17 protein-coding genes are annotated in these 13,781 nt (G+C 63.0%); 14 read left to right on the top strand and 3 right to left on the bottom strand.

The annotated features are described in order from the left end of the window. Positions 1-20: 20 nt before the first annotated feature. The 8 genes from RFM98_RS00825 to RFM98_RS00790 all read left to right on the top strand — a co-directional run bounded on the left by RFM98_RS00825 (position 21) and on the right by RFM98_RS00790 (position 5,560). Positions 21-596: a DUF4893 domain-containing protein gene (locus tag RFM98_RS00825; RefSeq protein ID WP_320307533.1), complete on the top strand. Its 576-nt coding sequence runs from the start codon at positions 21-23 to the stop codon at positions 594-596. A gap of 94 nt (positions 597-690) precedes the next feature. Continuing rightward, a complete protein-coding gene (locus RFM98_RS00820; RefSeq protein ID WP_320307056.1) occupies positions 691-1,473 on the top strand; it encodes a formyl transferase in 783 nt (260 codons plus the stop codon). Positions 1,474-1,528: 55 nt separating this feature from the next. Then, the gene (locus RFM98_RS00815) at positions 1,529-1,795 is read left to right on the top strand and encodes a type II toxin-antitoxin system TacA family antitoxin (protein ID WP_320307055.1); all 267 of its coding nucleotides are present in this window, start codon (positions 1,529-1,531) and stop codon (positions 1,793-1,795) included. Beyond that, the gene (locus RFM98_RS00810; protein ID WP_320307054.1) at positions 1,783-2,298 is read left to right on the top strand and encodes a GNAT family N-acetyltransferase; all 516 of its coding nucleotides are present in this window, start codon (positions 1,783-1,785) and stop codon (positions 2,296-2,298) included. Before RFM98_RS00815 ends, RFM98_RS00810 begins: the two co-directional genes overlap by 13 nt. 175 nt (positions 2,299-2,473) lie before the next feature. After that, positions 2,474-2,776, top strand: a complete 303-nt coding sequence (locus tag RFM98_RS00805) for a virulence factor (protein WP_320213742.1) — start codon at positions 2,474-2,476, stop codon at positions 2,774-2,776. Beyond that, a complete protein-coding gene (locus tag RFM98_RS00800) occupies positions 2,769-3,359 on the top strand; it encodes a methylenetetrahydrofolate reductase C-terminal domain-containing protein (protein WP_320307053.1) in 591 nt (196 codons plus the stop codon). Before RFM98_RS00805 ends, RFM98_RS00800 begins: the two co-directional genes overlap by 8 nt. Then, the gene (locus tag RFM98_RS00795; protein ID WP_320213744.1) at positions 3,356-4,447 is read left to right on the top strand and encodes a methylenetetrahydrofolate reductase; all 1,092 of its coding nucleotides are present in this window, start codon (positions 3,356-3,358) and stop codon (positions 4,445-4,447) included. The genes RFM98_RS00800 and RFM98_RS00795 overlap by 4 nt, the downstream gene beginning before the upstream one ends. A gap of 138 nt (positions 4,448-4,585) precedes the next feature. Continuing rightward, positions 4,586-5,560, top strand: coding sequence for a methyltetrahydrofolate cobalamin methyltransferase (locus tag RFM98_RS00790; protein ID WP_320213745.1), 975 nt, complete (start codon positions 4,586-4,588; stop codon positions 5,558-5,560). A 79-nt stretch (positions 5,561-5,639) separates the two neighbouring features. On the opposite strand, the gene RFM98_RS00785 is transcribed toward RFM98_RS00790, so the two are convergent. Then, the gene (locus RFM98_RS00785; protein ID WP_320307052.1) at positions 5,640-5,882 is read right to left on the bottom strand and encodes a hypothetical protein; all 243 of its coding nucleotides are present in this window, start codon (positions 5,880-5,882) and stop codon (positions 5,640-5,642) included. Positions 5,883-5,971: 89 nt separating this feature from the next. Between RFM98_RS00785 and RFM98_RS00780 the strand changes: the two genes are divergently transcribed. Then, a complete protein-coding gene (locus tag RFM98_RS00780) occupies positions 5,972-8,041 on the top strand; it encodes an ASKHA domain-containing protein (protein WP_320307051.1) in 2,070 nt (689 codons plus the stop codon). 24 nt (positions 8,042-8,065) lie between these two features. Here RFM98_RS00780 and RFM98_RS00775 read toward each other — a convergent pair whose 3' ends face one another. After that, positions 8,066-9,148, bottom strand: coding sequence for an acyltransferase family protein (locus RFM98_RS00775; RefSeq protein WP_320307050.1), 1,083 nt, complete (start codon positions 9,146-9,148; stop codon positions 8,066-8,068). 233 nt (positions 9,149-9,381) lie between these two features. On the opposite strand from RFM98_RS00775, the gene RFM98_RS00770 reads away from it, so the two are divergent. Both RFM98_RS00770 and RFM98_RS00765 read left to right on the top strand, forming a co-directional pair. Further along, the gene (locus RFM98_RS00770) at positions 9,382-9,567 is read left to right on the top strand and encodes a hypothetical protein (protein ID WP_320213749.1); all 186 of its coding nucleotides are present in this window, start codon (positions 9,382-9,384) and stop codon (positions 9,565-9,567) included. A gap of 234 nt (positions 9,568-9,801) precedes the next feature. Beyond that, positions 9,802-10,764 (top strand): alpha/beta hydrolase, encoded by a 963-nt coding sequence (locus RFM98_RS00765; protein WP_320307049.1) that lies wholly within the window; start codon positions 9,802-9,804, stop codon positions 10,762-10,764. A 1-nt stretch (position 10,765) separates the two neighbouring features. On the opposite strand, the gene RFM98_RS00760 is transcribed toward RFM98_RS00765, so the two are convergent. After that, a complete protein-coding gene (locus RFM98_RS00760; protein ID WP_140627085.1) occupies positions 10,766-11,665 on the bottom strand; it encodes a LysR substrate-binding domain-containing protein in 900 nt (299 codons plus the stop codon). A gap of 220 nt (positions 11,666-11,885) precedes the next feature. On the opposite strand from RFM98_RS00760, the gene RFM98_RS00755 reads away from it, so the two are divergent. The 3 genes from RFM98_RS00755 to RFM98_RS00745 all read left to right on the top strand — a co-directional run bounded on the left by RFM98_RS00755 (position 11,886) and on the right by RFM98_RS00745 (position 13,780). After that, positions 11,886-12,071, top strand: coding sequence for a hypothetical protein (locus RFM98_RS00755; protein ID WP_320307048.1), 186 nt, complete (start codon positions 11,886-11,888; stop codon positions 12,069-12,071). A 331-nt stretch (positions 12,072-12,402) separates the two neighbouring features. After that, positions 12,403-12,537 carry a hypothetical protein gene (locus RFM98_RS00750; RefSeq protein ID WP_108702985.1) on the top strand — a complete coding sequence of 45 codons (135 nt, stop codon included), beginning with the start codon at positions 12,403-12,405 and terminating at the stop codon, positions 12,535-12,537. Positions 12,538-12,841: 304 nt separating this feature from the next. Beyond that, positions 12,842-13,780, top strand: a complete 939-nt coding sequence (locus RFM98_RS00745) for a GlxA family transcriptional regulator (protein WP_430681752.1) — start codon at positions 12,842-12,844, stop codon at positions 13,778-13,780. Position 13,781: the final 1 nt, after the last annotated feature.

The raw sequence follows: 13,781 nt of genomic DNA, 5'->3' as shown, positions 1-13,781 counted from the left end.
ATTTGAGGAGACAGAATTTCATAACCCCTGGCCCGCTCTTTGCCGCCCTCGCGGTCGTCGCCCTCACCTTGCCGGCCCAAGCCGATGGCGGGGTGCAGAAGCAGATAACGGCCGCCGACAAGGCGCGACTGGATAAGTATGGCGAAACGCGCAAGGCAGCTCTCGATGAGGCCAAGGCCGGCGATCCGGCGGCGGTCAAGCAGTTGGATGAACTGCTCGCCAGGCCTCTCGTCGCCTTCTCCGACAAGGATCTCACCGGCAACTGGAAGTGCCGCACCATCAAGGCGGGCGGCTTGAGCCCGCTCGTCATCTATGGCTGGTTCAAATGCAAGGTCACCGACGACGGTTCAGGCTGGCGGCTTGAGAAGATCAGCGGCTCGCAACGCACCGCAGGCCGCTTCTTCGACGACGGCGAGAAACGTGCCATCTATCTCGGCTCGTTCTCTGTGAACAATGACAAGGCCAAGCCCTATGGCAGCGGCCCCGAAAGCGACCAGGTCGGCTACGCCTTCCGCAACAGCGCCAGCGAATGGCGCATCGAATTCCCCGCGCCCTATTACGAATCGAAACTCGACATCATGGAATTCAAGCGCTGAGCCTAGCCTTGACGCCTGACTGAAGGCCCCCGGCACACCAAGGATTAACCCACGCCGAATAGCATCCGTCCGGTCTTCAAAGCGGGTGCTTACCGTGGCAGCGTCGGAATCGAATACGCGACCGATCGTGGTCGTCACCGAGGGTGGCCCGCATATCTGGGCCATCGTCAATGCGATTATCGATCGCGTCGGTCCTGTCAGCGTCGTCCTCGAAGCTCCTGAATCCAAAAAGCGCCTGCTCATCGGCCGCGCGCGCCGGCAAGGCTGGATCTCGGCCATCGGCCAGCTCGGCACCATGGTGCTGACCAGGCTCGGCAAGCGCTTCCTTGCCGGCCACGCCGCGCGACTGATTGCCGAGGAGAAGCTCGACACCGAGCCGCGGCAAGGCCAGACGATCGTCCATGTGCCTTCGGCCAACGGGCCGGAATGCCTGAAGGAAATCGCGAACATCAAACCGGGCGTTGTGCTGCTTTCCGGCTGCAGACTGTTGTCGAAGGATATGCTGGCAGGAATGCCTTGCCCGGTGCTCAATTATCATGCCGGCATCGCCCCCAAATATCGCGGCATGAATGGCGGCTACTGGGCGCTGGCATCCGGCGACGCGCAGAACTTCGGCACCACCGTGCATCTCGTCGATGCCGGCGTTGACACTGGCGGCGTGCTCAAGCAGGCGCGCGGCAAGCCAAAAACCGGCGACACCATCGCCAGCTACGCGCTGCGCCAGGCGGCATTTTCGCGCGATATCTGCGTCGAGGCGGTCACAAATGCACTGGCCGGTAAACTGGAAACGATCGATCCGGCCCTACCGTCGAAGCAGTGGTATCACCCGACGATTTGGTCTTACCTCTGGACCGGCCTGACCAGGCGCGTCTGGTAGCGTTGTCAGTCCAGCGATTTGTATGCTATTGTCATACAGAAAAGCGAGATCTACGATGTCCAAAATGGCCCCCCTCAGCGTCCGGGTGACGCTGGACGAACGCGAAATACTCGAAGCCGCCGCAAGCCAGGCCAACACCAATCTCAGTGACTTCATCCGCCGCAAGGCCGTCGATGCCGCCGAAATGGAGGTGCTGGATGGACGTATCGTAACGATTCCGGCGGCGGATTGGGAAAAGTTCGAGGCCTGGGCGAAGTCGCCGCCGCGGGCGCGCGCCGGTCTGCAAAAGCTCGCTGCGTCGCGGCCTGTATGGCAAGACTGACGCCGCCTCGACCGCTTGCGGCGGAAGACTACAGAGATGCCTTCGACTGCGGACGCGAGTCGCTCAACAACTGGTTTCGCCGAAATGCCTGGCGCAACCAACAAGATGGGGTCTCACGCACCAGCGTCATCTGCGACCCCGCGAACAGTCTCGTTGCCGCCTATGTCACCCTCAGCGCCGGCCAGATCGAACGGGCATATCTGCCAAAGTCCGCGCAACGCAATCGCCCTGATCCCATCCCCATGATACTGCTTGGCCCACTTGCCGTGGATATTCGCTTTCAAAATCGCGGCTGCGGACGCTCGCTTCTCCTCTTTGCATTCCGCACCGCGGTACGATTGTCGGCCGACATCGGTTGCTTCGGCATCCTCACGCATCCGCTCGATGAGGCCGTGAGAGACTTCTACCGCAGCTTCGATTTCGAAGACCTGCCATTCGATCCGAAACGGAGCATGATCGTGCGTATCGCCGACTTGAGAGAAAGCGGCTTCGGCTACGAATAAGGCAAGCTTCGAGAGCATGCGGGGCAGCGCATCTGACGGGATGCTCGATCAAAAAACTCCCCCCTTCCTTAACGACACCGGCAGCGTCGCTTTTGAAGGCGCGCGCGTCGTCCCATAACAAGCGGCCCAACAGCGCATGCGGCAATGCTCCAAGACTTCGAGGAGTTGAGAATTCATGGCCGATCTGATCGTCGTCTACTGGCGCGACATCCCTGCCCAGGTCATCGTCAGGAAGGGCCGGCAGAACGCCAAGCGCGAATTGCCGCTGCGCTTCACCGAGGCGATCGACATGTGCGCCATGCGCACCGGCGCCGGCGGTACCGACGACTATCTGGCGGAGTGGCGCAAAGCCGACCCGGTCCCGGTCAGCGACGACATCGAGGCCGAGGTCGAGAAGGCCTATCAGCAACTCGATACGAAATATGACCGCGAGCGGCTGGTCGCTCTGGTCAAGGCTGGCGGGAAAGAAAATGTCTGACAAGCAGCCGACGGTTACCCAGGCCACTTTGGTCAAGAAGGCAGCGCCGAAATCCGACTACAAGCCTGCCGACGTGTCGCCGCAGCGGCGCGTCCAGCGCACTTTTGCGGTGAGGCTGTGGTCCATCCGGCACTCGCGACTGCTCGAATGGTTCTACAGCAGGTTCGCCGACGCCTTCTTGCTGTTGCACCCGCTGTGGAAAGGCATCGGCTACGGCCGCGTCGAAGCTCCGGTGAAATTCGTCGAGAAGCGGGTCAAGGGCTTCATGTTCGACTGCCGCATGTGCGGCCAGTGCGTGCTCTCCTCCACCGGCATGTCGTGCCCGATGAACTGCCCCAAGCAGCTGCGCAACGGCCCTTGCGGTGGCGTGCGCGCCAACGGCAATTGCGAGGTCGAGCCGGACATGCCTTGCGTCTGGGTCAAGGCCTGGGAAGGCTCGCGCAACATGGTCAATGGCGACAAGATCCTTACCGTGCAGAAGCCGGTCGATCAGTCGCTGCGTGAAACCTCGGCCTGGCTCCGGGTGACGGCTCAGGCCGCCGCCGCGCGTGAAACGACCCAGAACCCGGGAGCTTCGGCATGACCGCCCACCAGCGCGACGAGAACCCGGCCGGCATTCACCTGCCGCTCGATCCCCTGCCCGGCCACACGTCGCGCGGCCGGCTGGAGCGCGTGCTGCGCCGCGGCGAGTTCGCGGTGACGACCGAGCTCAACCCGCCCGACAGCGCCGATCCGGAAGATGTCTACAACCGCGCCAGGATTTTCGACGGCTGGGTCGATGCCATCAACGCGGTCGATGCCTCGGGCGCCAACTGCCACATGTCGTCGGTCGGCATCTGCGCGCTGCTCACCCGCATGGGCTATGCGCCGATCATGCAGATCGCCTGCCGCGACAAGAATCGCATCGCCATCCAGGGCGACGTCCTGGGTGGTGCCGCCATGGGTGTCGCCAATATGCTCTGCCTCACCGGCGATGGCGTGCAGGCCGGCGACCAGCCCGGCGCCAAGCCGGTCTTCGACCTCGATTCGATGTCGCTGCTCGAGACATGCCGTATCATGCGCGATAACGGCAAGTTCCTCTCCGGCCGCAAGCTGACGACGCCGCCTCAGATTTTCCTGGGTGCGGCCGTCAACCCGTTCGCGCCGCCTTACGACTTCCGCCCGATCCACCTCGGCAAGAAGATCGCCGCCGGCGCGCAATTCGCGCAAACGCAGTACTGCTTCGACGTCCCGATGTTCAAAACCTTCATGCAGAAGGCCCGCGACCTCGGCCACACCGAAAAGCTCTTCCTGCTCTGCGGCGTCGGTCCGCTCGCCTCCGCCAAGACGGCGAAATGGATCCGCTCCAACGTGCCGGGCATCCACATCCCCGATGCGGTGATCAAGCGGCTGGAAGGGGCGCAGGACCAGAAGAAGGAAGGCAAGCAGCTCTGCATCGACATCATCAACGAGGTGAAGGAAATCCCTGGCGTCGCCGGCATCCATGTGATGGCCTATCGCCAGGAGGAATATGTCGCCGAGATCGTCGATGAATCCGGCGTGCTGAAAGGCCGCCAGCCCTGGAAACGGGAGATCCGCCGCGATGACCAGCTGGTTGCCGAGCGGCTCGACCACATACTGCACGACGAGATTACCGAAACCCAGGTGGATATGGTGAAGACCGCGCATTGATCTATGTCGCCCAAAAGTGGGAACCGGTTTTGGGACAACGACATACATCTTAGAGTCTAGGCGCTGCCGACACGCATTCGCTTGAACGAAATCAGATAACGATATAAAGAACTCTTTATATCCCGACGGAGAGATCGCATGACCCGCACCATCGTCGCCTCGGCGACCCGAGAAATCGTCATCGGCTTCGATCAGCCCTTCTGCGTGATCGGTGAACGCATCAACCCGACCGGCCGCAAGAAGCTGGCCGCCGAAATGATTGCCGGTAATTTCGAGACCGTCATCAAGGACGCGCTGGAGCAGGCCGCCTGCGGCGCCACCATGCTCGACGTCAATGCCGGCGTCACCTCGGTCAACCCGAATGAGACGGAGCCGGGCCTGCTGGTTCAGACGCTGGAGATCGTGCAGGGCCTGGTCGATCTGCCGCTGTCGATCGACAGTTCCGTCAGCGCCGCGATCGAGGCCGGACTGAGGGTCGCCAAGGGCCGCCCGCTGGTCAACTCCGTGACCGGCGAGGAAGAAAAGCTCGAGGCCATCCTGCCGCTGGTCAAGAAATACAACGTCCCGGTCGTCGCCATCTCCAACGACGAGACCGGCATTTCGATGGACCCGGACGTCCGCTTCGCCGTCGCCAAGAAGATCGTCGAACGTTGCGCTGATTTCGGCATTCCGGCGCATGACGTCGTCGTCGACCCGCTGGTGATGCCGATCGGCGCGCTGGGCGATGCCGGGCGTCAGGTGTTCGCGCTGCTGCGCCGGCTGCGTGAGGAGCTCAAGGTCAACACCACTTGCGGCCTTTCCAACATCTCCTTCGGCCTGCCGCACCGCCACGGCATCAACGCCGCTTTCATTCCGATGGTGATCGGCGCCGGCATGACCTCGGCAATCATGAACCCGGTCCGTCCGCAGGAAATGGAAGCCGTGCGCGGCGCCAACGTGCTCAACGGCACCGATGAGAACTGCACCAACTGGATCCGCACCTACAAGGATTATAAGCCCGCCGAAGGCGGTCAGGCGGTCGCGGCTCCGACGGCGGTCAACGCTCCCGGGGAAGGCGCCGGCAATGGCGGCCGTCGCCGTGGCGGCCGTGAAGCCCGCATGGCCAGGGGATAAGCGCGCAATCGTGAGCCGCACCGCAAACAAGGCTGGTCCGATCGCATCGTGGATGCGGTCGGACAGCTCTGCTTTGCGCTCAGGCCATGCCCAATATGGCGTCGAACAACGCCATTCCCGCCCACGATCCGAAGATCCCCGTCACCCCGCCGACGATGAAATCATCGTCATAGGCGGGCCAGAACGCGTGGAGCAGCAGCGCACCGACGACCGCGCCGAGAATCCCGGTGGCAAGGTATTGCGGATTGCGCAGCCACGAGCCCTTGATCACGCGCACCATGGTGAAGGCGGTGAAGATGGCGCAGAGCAGCAGATCCGACATGGTTGGCCCCTGGACCAGCAGACTCTCCACCCAACAGTAAAACGATCCGTTAAACGGCATCGGCAATTGCCATCGAGACACGTGCCAGCATGAACCCTCCGCCCAACATCACCGATCCGCTCGTGCTGTTCATGCCGTCCGGCAAGCGCGGCCGGTTCCCCATTGGAACGCCGGTGCTCGATGCCGCGCGCCAGCTTGGCGTCTATGTCGAAAGCGTTTGCGGCGGCCGCGCCACCTGCGGTCGCTGCCAGATCGAGGTGCAGGAAGGCAATTTCGCCAAGCACAAGATCGTCTCGTCCAACGGCCACATCTCGCCCAAGGGCGCCAAGGAAGAGCGCTACGAGCGCGTGCGCGGCCTGCCCGAGCGCCGTCGCCTCTCCTGCTCGGCTCAGATCCTCGGCGACCTCGTCATCGACGTGCCGCAGGATACGGTCATCAACGCGCAGACCATCCGCAAGGACGCCGACACCAGGGTGATCGCCCGCGATACGGCGATCCGCATGTGCTATGTCGAGATCGAAGAGCCCGACATGCACAAGCCGCTCGGCGATCTCGACCGGCTCAAGATCGCCTTGATGAAGGACTGGGGCCTCAAGAACCTCGAATTCGACTTCTACCTTATGCCGCAGGTCCAGGGCATCCTGCGCAAGGGCAACTGGGCCGCGACCGCCGCCATCCACAAGGATGCCGATAGCGACATCGCGCGTGTCATCGCTCTGTGGCCCGGCCTGAAGAACGAAGCTTACGGCCTTGCCTGCGACATCGGCTCGACCACCATCGCCATGCATCTGGTGTCGCTGCTGTCGGGCCGCGTCGCCGCGTCCTCCGGCACGTCCAATCCGCAGATCCGCTTCGGCGAGGATCTGATGAGCCGCGTCTCCTATGTGATGATGAACCCGGACGGCCGCGAAGGCATGACGGTCGCCGTGCGCGAGGCCATTTCCGGCCTCGTCGACAAGGTCTGCGCGGAAGGCAATGTTCAGCGCAACGACATCCTGGATTCCGTCTTCGTCGGCAATCCGATCATGCATCACCTGTTCCTCGGCATCGATCCGACCGAGCTCGGCGGCGCGCCCTTCGCGCTGGCCGTTTCCGGCGCGGTGCGCATCAAGGCCTCCGATATCGGCCTGAAGCTCAATCAGGGCGCGCGCCTCTATATGCTGCCTTGCATCGCCGGCCATGTCGGCGCCGATGCCGCCGCCGTCACCTTGTCGGAAGGCCCGCATCGGCAGGACGAGATGATGCTGATCGTCGATGTCGGCACCAATGCCGAGATCGTGCTCGGCAACTCAACGCGCGTCGTGGCGGCCTCCTCCCCCACCGGACCGGCCTTCGAGGGCGCGGAAATCTCCGGCGGCCAGCGTGCGGCGCCCGGCGCCATCGAGCGCGTGCGCATCGACCCCGAAACGCTGGAGCCGAAATATCGCGTCATCGGCTCGGAGCTGTGGTCGGATCAGCCGGGCTTCGCCGAAAGCGTGCAGGCGACCGGCGTCACCGGCATCTGCGGCTCCGGCATCATCGAGGTGGTGGCCGAGATGTATCTCGCCGGCATCATTTCCGAAGATGGCGTCGTCGATGGATCGCTCAGCATGCGCTCGCCGCGCGTTGTCGCCAACGGCCGTACCTTCTCCTACGTGCTGAAGGAAGGCGAGCCGAAGATCACCATCACCCAGAACGACGTGCGCGCCATCCAGCTTGCCAAGGCAGCACTCTATGCCGGCACCAAGCTGCTGATGGAAAAGCAGCACACCGACCATGTCGACCGCATCCATTTCGCCGGCGCGTTCGGCTCCTTCATCGATCCGAAATACGCCATGGTGCTCGGCCTGATCCCCGATTGCGACCTCGACAAGGTCTCGGCCGTCGGCAACGCCGCCGGCGCCGGCGCCCGCATGGCGCTGCTCAATCGCGGCTACCGCCGCGAGATCGAGGAAACGGTGAGCAGGATCGAGAAGATCGAGACGGCGCTCGAGCCAAAATTCCAGGAGCACTTTGTCTACGCCATGGCGCTGCCGAACAAGGTCGACCCGTTCCCGAAGCTGTCGGCGGCGGTGAAGCTGCCGCCGCGCAAGGCGATGAGCGAGGACGGCACCGCCGGCGACGCCACCCCGCGCCGGCGCTCGCGCGAAGAACGCGCGGCACGGCGTGGCCGCGACTAAACCAGGTTCAAGCGTGTAGCGAGTTCATTCCGCGGCCCCTGCGGCCGCGGCGTTTCTTGCCTTCACGGCGCCCTTGGGGCGTTGCGGGTGCAGCAATGCGACCAGCGGCTTTTCGACGACCAGATAGAGCACCGTCGAGAACGCAAGCGTGCCGATTAGGATTGCCGCCGGCTGCAACTCCGCGGGAAGTCCGATCCTCAGCACGACACCCGTCGTCAGGACGCCGACCAAGACATGCCATAGATAGATCGAATAGGACGCATCGCCGAGAAGGCTGGGCAAGGCGCTGGGCTTGAACGGCCGCGCCCGCTCGGCAAAGGCCGCGCCCGCCACGATCAGTGCGGCCGGAAGCCCCCAGCGCAAGGCCCGGGGCATCTCGTCATCGAACAGCGGGCTGGCCGCAAGGAGCAGAAACCCCGCGCCAGCCATCGCCAGCGCTCCTCCGAGCGGGAGCCTTGCGCCCTGGAGCCACAAGCGGCCAACGACGACGCCGGCCGCGAACTCGAGCACGACAGGATCGGTGAAGGCACGCGCATATCCCGCGGGGAAAATCGAATGCAGCGCGACGATGGCAACGAGGGCGCCGGTAAGAACGCCGAACCGCCAGCGCTCCCCGAGGAACAGGACCAGGGTGAAAACCAGATAGAACATCATTTCATAGCAGAGCGTCCAACCCTGTATGACGATGGGATGCAGTGCATTCTCCTGCAGCACCGGCACGAAGAACAGCGAGCCGACGAAATTCGGAACACTGAAGAAATGGCCGTAGAAGAACTGCGGCTTGATCAGGATGCCCGCCGCGGTCAGGACCGTGACGATCCAGTACAGAGGCATGATGCGGGTGATGCGGCGCCCCATGAAACGCCAGGGGTCAGCCGGCCTGCCCGCCGTCGTCACCCACATGATGAAGCCGCTGATGACAAAGAAGATGTCCACGCCGGCTGCTCCGACGTCGAACGGACCGCCGAACTGCTCGCTGACATGGAAGCAAACCACCGCGCATGCGGCGAGGCCCCGCAGATATTGAATGCTGTGGATGCTCGTTACGATGCTCCGGTCCAAATCGCGCCATATTGCAGCGCACACAGCCCCCGTCGCATTGCACAATAACTATGCAGCCGGCCGCCGCTGTCAACCGCTGATGGCCGCTATCCAGATGGAAACCGGCATACGGCCCGCTCAATTCGTTTGTATGCAAATGTTTCCGGATTCGCGCGATCCGGAAACCGAAACGCTGTTTTCGTGAAATCGATCCGATACATGCGTCACGCATTAAACGGACATCAAGCAGCGGCCGGAGAACCATGCAACAGCCGCCGCCTCTTCAAGGGAGATGAAAAATGTCGATGTACGATAGCCTCAGCCGCTTCGGTGTGACCATCAGGCACGCCCATGCCAAGAACAAGGCGATCCGTCAGCTGAACAGCCTGCCGGCGCATGTCCAGAAGGACATCGGCTGGCCGGCCTCGCCGCCGAGCGACCCGCAGGCAGCCCTTCATAAGCTGCTCCTGGGTACGCCGCGCTGATGACCTTCGCCGACAAGTGCAAGCTGCTCGGCAAGCGCCGGGGCCGGAACGCGGCCCCGGCGACCGGCGACAACAAATTGCGCGCAACGCTGCTGCCGAAGCGGCGCTGACGCTGGCCCCATCGGATCACGCCGATGTGCCAGCGGCGAAACCTTGAAACTTTTTAACTGAGCTACGATCTTCGCAGAGCAGGGGAATTCTCTTAGTCGGCTCTGCCGAGATCCGTGTATCCGTATGCCCAGCTTGAAAAGCCATCTCGTTTCGTTCGTTCTCCGGCACAGCCGCAAGAAGGCCTTTTCCAGTCCCGAAAACCTGCAGCGCTGGATCGCCTACGCCCGCAAGACCGAGGACCATCATCCGCCGGCCTTGCTTAAGGCACGGCTGGACATCGCCGAGACCGAAATCGACGGCTTTCCCGTCTATGAGATCGCCCCGAAAGCGGGCGAGCGCCGGCGCATCCTTTACATGCATGGCGGCGCCTTTGTCTTTCAGATCACGTCATATCATTGGGGGCTGATCGCCGAGATGGCCGAGCGTCTCGGCTTCGGCGTCACCGTGCCGGTCTATCCGATCGCGCCGGAGCATGATTTCCATGACATGTTCGGCATGGTCGGCGACGTCTACCGGCGCATGCTCGAAGGGACCGACGCCGAGGACATCGTCTTCATGGGCGATTCCGCCGGCGGCAACATGGCCGTCGTGCTGACCATGATGGCCGCCGAGGAGGGCCTGCCCTCGCCATCGCGCCATGTGCTGATCTCGCCCGGCCTCGACATGTCGCTGTCCAATCCGGAAGTGTTCGAGGCCGAGCGCAACGATCCCTGGCTCGGCATTCCGGGCGGACTGGAAGCGATCCGGCTCTACAGCGCCGGCTTCGAGCGCTCCGACTGGCACATCAGCCCGCTCTACGGCGATCTTTCGGTGCTGCCGAAGACGCTGCTGCTGACCGGTTCGCGCGATCTGCTCAGCCCCGACAATCTCATCTTCGCCGAACGCGCGCGCGCCGCCGGCGTCGAGGTCGACGTGGTCTACGAGGAGGGCATGTTCCACGTCTGGCCGCTGATCGAGATGCCGGAAGCGCGCCGCGCGCGCGACAGCATCGTCGATTTCCTTAGCGTTCCTGCCGCGCGCCGGGCCCGTGCGCGGCGCAGGACAAAAGCCGCTTTCGCGGCCCGCCCCGCGCCGGCCGTCGAATAGCTCAGAACTTACCGGTTTCGCGGAACAGTTCGAACGTCGCGCGGATATGGTCGGCGACGGCCTTCACCGGCGCGCTGGCGTCGGGCGCCACCACCATGGCGAGATTGTAGGTGCCGATCTCCGGCATGCCGTCCTTGGCACCCAGCGAGACCATGTCGTCGCCGAGGAACGACTTCGGCAGCGGCGCCACCGCGAGGTCGGCCATGATCGCGGCGCGCTGGCCGGCCGTGTGGGCGCTCATATAGGCGATGCGGTAGTTGCGGCCCTCGCGGCCAAGCGCTTCCAGGGCGCCGGCCCGCCAGGCGCAGCCCTCCTCCCACAGCGACACCGGCAACGGCTCGCGCAGATGCGCGCAGCCGCCCTTGGCGCCGGCCCAGACAATCGGCTCGGTGAGCAGAACCTCGGCGCCGATCGCGCTTGTCTTGTAGGAATTGGTGAGCAGCGTGATGTCGAGCGCGCGGTCATCCATGCGGCGGCGCAGATTGATGCTCTGGTCGATGGTGACGTCGACCGCGATCGAGGGATGCGACTGCGCGAAACGCTTCAGCACATGCGGCAGCACGCGCTCGCCATAATCGTCAGGCGAACCCAGGCGCACCACGCCGACGATGTCGGGAATGATGAACTTCGACACCACTTCGCGGTTGATCGACAACAGCCGGCGGGCATAGCCGAGCAGCATCTCGCCATCCGTGGTCAGCGTCACCGAACGCGCGTCGCGCGCGAAGACGGAACGGCCGAGGATGTCCTCCAGCTTCTTGATCTGCATGGAGACGGCCGACGGCGTGCGGAACACCGCATTGGCCGCGGTGGTGAAGCTGCCGGTCTCGGCGATCGCCACGAAGGTGCGCAGCACATCGAGATCAAGCAGCGGTAGAGGATGATTGAGTGGGGCATTCATGGCGGTCTGCCTTCAATTTTTCTGATGCAATCCATCATTCCATTTCGTTTGATTGAACATCACTCCAGGCGCATAGTCAACTCGATCGATGCAGGATGCTGCCAAAAGCAGCCACGAAACGACCCTGACACAGTCCTGCAATCGACATGAAATGAAGCTGAAACAGACCTGACTTAACGCAATGTCGGGCGCCTCCCAGCCCGCATAGAGGAGAAAGAAAATGTCTATCCTGTCATCCATCGGTCGGCTTGCGACCGAATTCAGCGCGGCTCGCGCCCGCTACCAGACCGAACGCGCCATCCATGCGCTGCCGATCGAACTGCAGAAGGATATCGGCTGGCCGGAAGCCGCCGATGCCAAGAACGGCTTGCGCCTCGGCATCGGAAGCTGGGCCGGAGCAAAGTAATCAAAGTGTGTAAGGAGTTCTGAAGGCCTGCCGTGTCAGCTCGGCAGGCCTTTTTGTTTGCATTCAAACGACTTTTCCAGCCATGCGGCCACTGCATGACGCATATGAACCAATCGCATAGCGGGTTAATTTGCGAATTAAATCATTGTAAATGATAGGAAATTTTGGGCATGCCGCCCAAAAATGTCGCACATCATGTCGCTTTTCATATCAAGCGCTTCGTTTTTGCGATTTAGTTTTTGCTGAAGCGAGCCTATATCAGCGTCAGCAAACGAGCTGCCCCACTCCTTAAGCGAAGGCGACCCGTCTGAGCAACCAAATGGAGATGATGATGAAGCTCTTTGCCCGCCTGTTCGCCCGCCGCGAAATGAACCTGACGACCGCTCTCGAGCGTCAGCGCCTTGCCAAGACCATGCCCGGCCAGACCGGCGCCGTGGCCGCTGCCCGCCTCGGCTTCGTCGCCTGAGACAATCGGTATACTGAATTCAACGCCGCCCGGCTTCGCCGAGGCGGCGTTTTCGCTTGGGCGCTGGCACGCGTCCCCCCTGCAGCGGCCCGCTGCGGCTGCACGAATTGCCCATTTGCGACCCGTGTCGCAAATTTAATCTTCACTTAGCCGCCTACCCGATTGACAGGAATGGTTTTTCCTGATGTCGCTATGCTGTTCGCGACATCCTGTTCGCGTCATGGCAGCGTGAGGTTACCCCGTGAATGCCGTAAAGCATGCGATCAAGAGATCGTTTGTGTTCTTCCTTATTCCTGATTTCACCATGATCGCCTTCGCCACGGCGCTCGACCCGCTGCGTTCGGCAAACCGGATGCTCGGCTACGAAGCCTATCGCTGGCGTCTGGCCAGCATCGATGGCAAGCCGGTGCGCGCCTCGAACGGCGTCGAATGCGCCGTCAACACCTCGCTGGAGGAAGAGCGCAAGAAGATGGCCGGGCCGGACAGGCCGAACATGGCAATCGTCTGCAGCGGCGTCAATGTCGAGCGCTACCACAACAAGTCGGCCTTCGCCTGGCTGCGCGAGGAGTATAATCGCGGCGTCGCCGTCGGCGGCCTGTGCACCGGCGCGCATATTCTGGCCGCCGCCGGCCTCTTGTCCAACAAGCGCTGCGCCATCCATTGGGAGAACCTGCCGGGCTTCTCCGAAGCCTTCCCGAAAGCCAATGTCTTTGCCGACCTCTTCGAGATCGATCAGAACGTCTACACCTGCGCCGGCGGCACCGCCGCGCTCGACATGATGCTGAAGCTGATCGGCGACGATTTCGACGAGAGCCTCGTCAACCGCGTCTGCGAGCAGGTGCTGACCGACCGCGTGCGCAGCCCGACCGACCGCCAGCGCCTGCCGCTGCGCGCCCGCCTCGGCGTGCAGAACTCCAAGGTGCTCACCATCATCGAGCTGATGGAGGCGAACCTTTCCGAGCCGCTGTCGCTGATCGAGATCGCCGACCATGTCGATCTTTCCCGCCGGCAGATCGAGCGCCTGTTCCGCACCGAGATGGGCCGCTCCCCTGCCCGCTACTATCTGGAGATCCGGCTCGACCGCGCCAGGCACCTGCTCATCCAGTCGTCGATGCCGGTGGTCGAGGTGGCCGTCGCCTGCGGCTTCGTCTCCGCCTCGCATTTCTCCAAATGCTACCGCGAGCTCTACGCCCGTTCGCCGCAGCAGGAGCGCGTCGACCGCAAGCAATTGCTGGCGGCTTAAG

This window comes from Mesorhizobium australafricanum (assembly GCF_033977265.1).
GTDB lineage: Bacteria > Pseudomonadota > Alphaproteobacteria > Rhizobiales > Rhizobiaceae > Mesorhizobium > Mesorhizobium australafricanum.
Note: the sequence above shows the minus strand (reverse complement) of the source record. Positions and strands in the feature narration are given on the sequence as shown.

Bases quoted from the DNA above. Each gene is read 5' to 3' on its own strand.
- RFM98_RS00770 (WP_320213749.1), top strand. From the start codon at position 9,382: ATGTCGATGTACGATAGCCTCAGCCGCTTCGGTGTGACCATCAGGCAC.
- RFM98_RS00760 (WP_140627085.1), bottom strand. From the start codon at position 11,665: ATGAATGCCCCACTCAATCATCCTCTACCGCTGCTTGATCTCGATGTG.
- RFM98_RS00785 (WP_320307052.1), bottom strand. From the start codon at position 5,882: ATGTCGGATCTGCTGCTCTGCGCCATCTTCACCGCCTTCACCATGGTG.
- RFM98_RS00780 (WP_320307051.1), top strand. From the start codon at position 5,972: ATGAACCCTCCGCCCAACATCACCGATCCGCTCGTGCTGTTCATGCCG.
- RFM98_RS00815 (WP_320307055.1), top strand. From the start codon at position 1,529: ATGTCCAAAATGGCCCCCCTCAGCGTCCGGGTGACGCTGGACGAACGC.
- RFM98_RS00750 (WP_108702985.1), top strand. From the start codon at position 12,403: ATGAAGCTCTTTGCCCGCCTGTTCGCCCGCCGCGAAATGAACCTGACG.
- RFM98_RS00790 (WP_320213745.1), top strand. From the start codon at position 4,586: ATGACCCGCACCATCGTCGCCTCGGCGACCCGAGAAATCGTCATCGGC.
- RFM98_RS00745 (WP_430681752.1), top strand. From the start codon at position 12,842: ATGATCGCCTTCGCCACGGCGCTCGACCCGCTGCGTTCGGCAAACCGG.
- RFM98_RS00800 (WP_320307053.1), top strand. From the start codon at position 2,769: ATGTCTGACAAGCAGCCGACGGTTACCCAGGCCACTTTGGTCAAGAAG.
- RFM98_RS00755 (WP_320307048.1), top strand. From the start codon at position 11,886: ATGTCTATCCTGTCATCCATCGGTCGGCTTGCGACCGAATTCAGCGCG.
- RFM98_RS00795 (WP_320213744.1), top strand. From the start codon at position 3,356: ATGACCGCCCACCAGCGCGACGAGAACCCGGCCGGCATTCACCTGCCG.
- RFM98_RS00805 (WP_320213742.1), top strand. From the start codon at position 2,474: ATGGCCGATCTGATCGTCGTCTACTGGCGCGACATCCCTGCCCAGGTC.
- RFM98_RS00765 (WP_320307049.1), top strand. From the start codon at position 9,802: ATGCCCAGCTTGAAAAGCCATCTCGTTTCGTTCGTTCTCCGGCACAGC.
- RFM98_RS00810 (WP_320307054.1), top strand. From the start codon at position 1,783: ATGGCAAGACTGACGCCGCCTCGACCGCTTGCGGCGGAAGACTACAGA.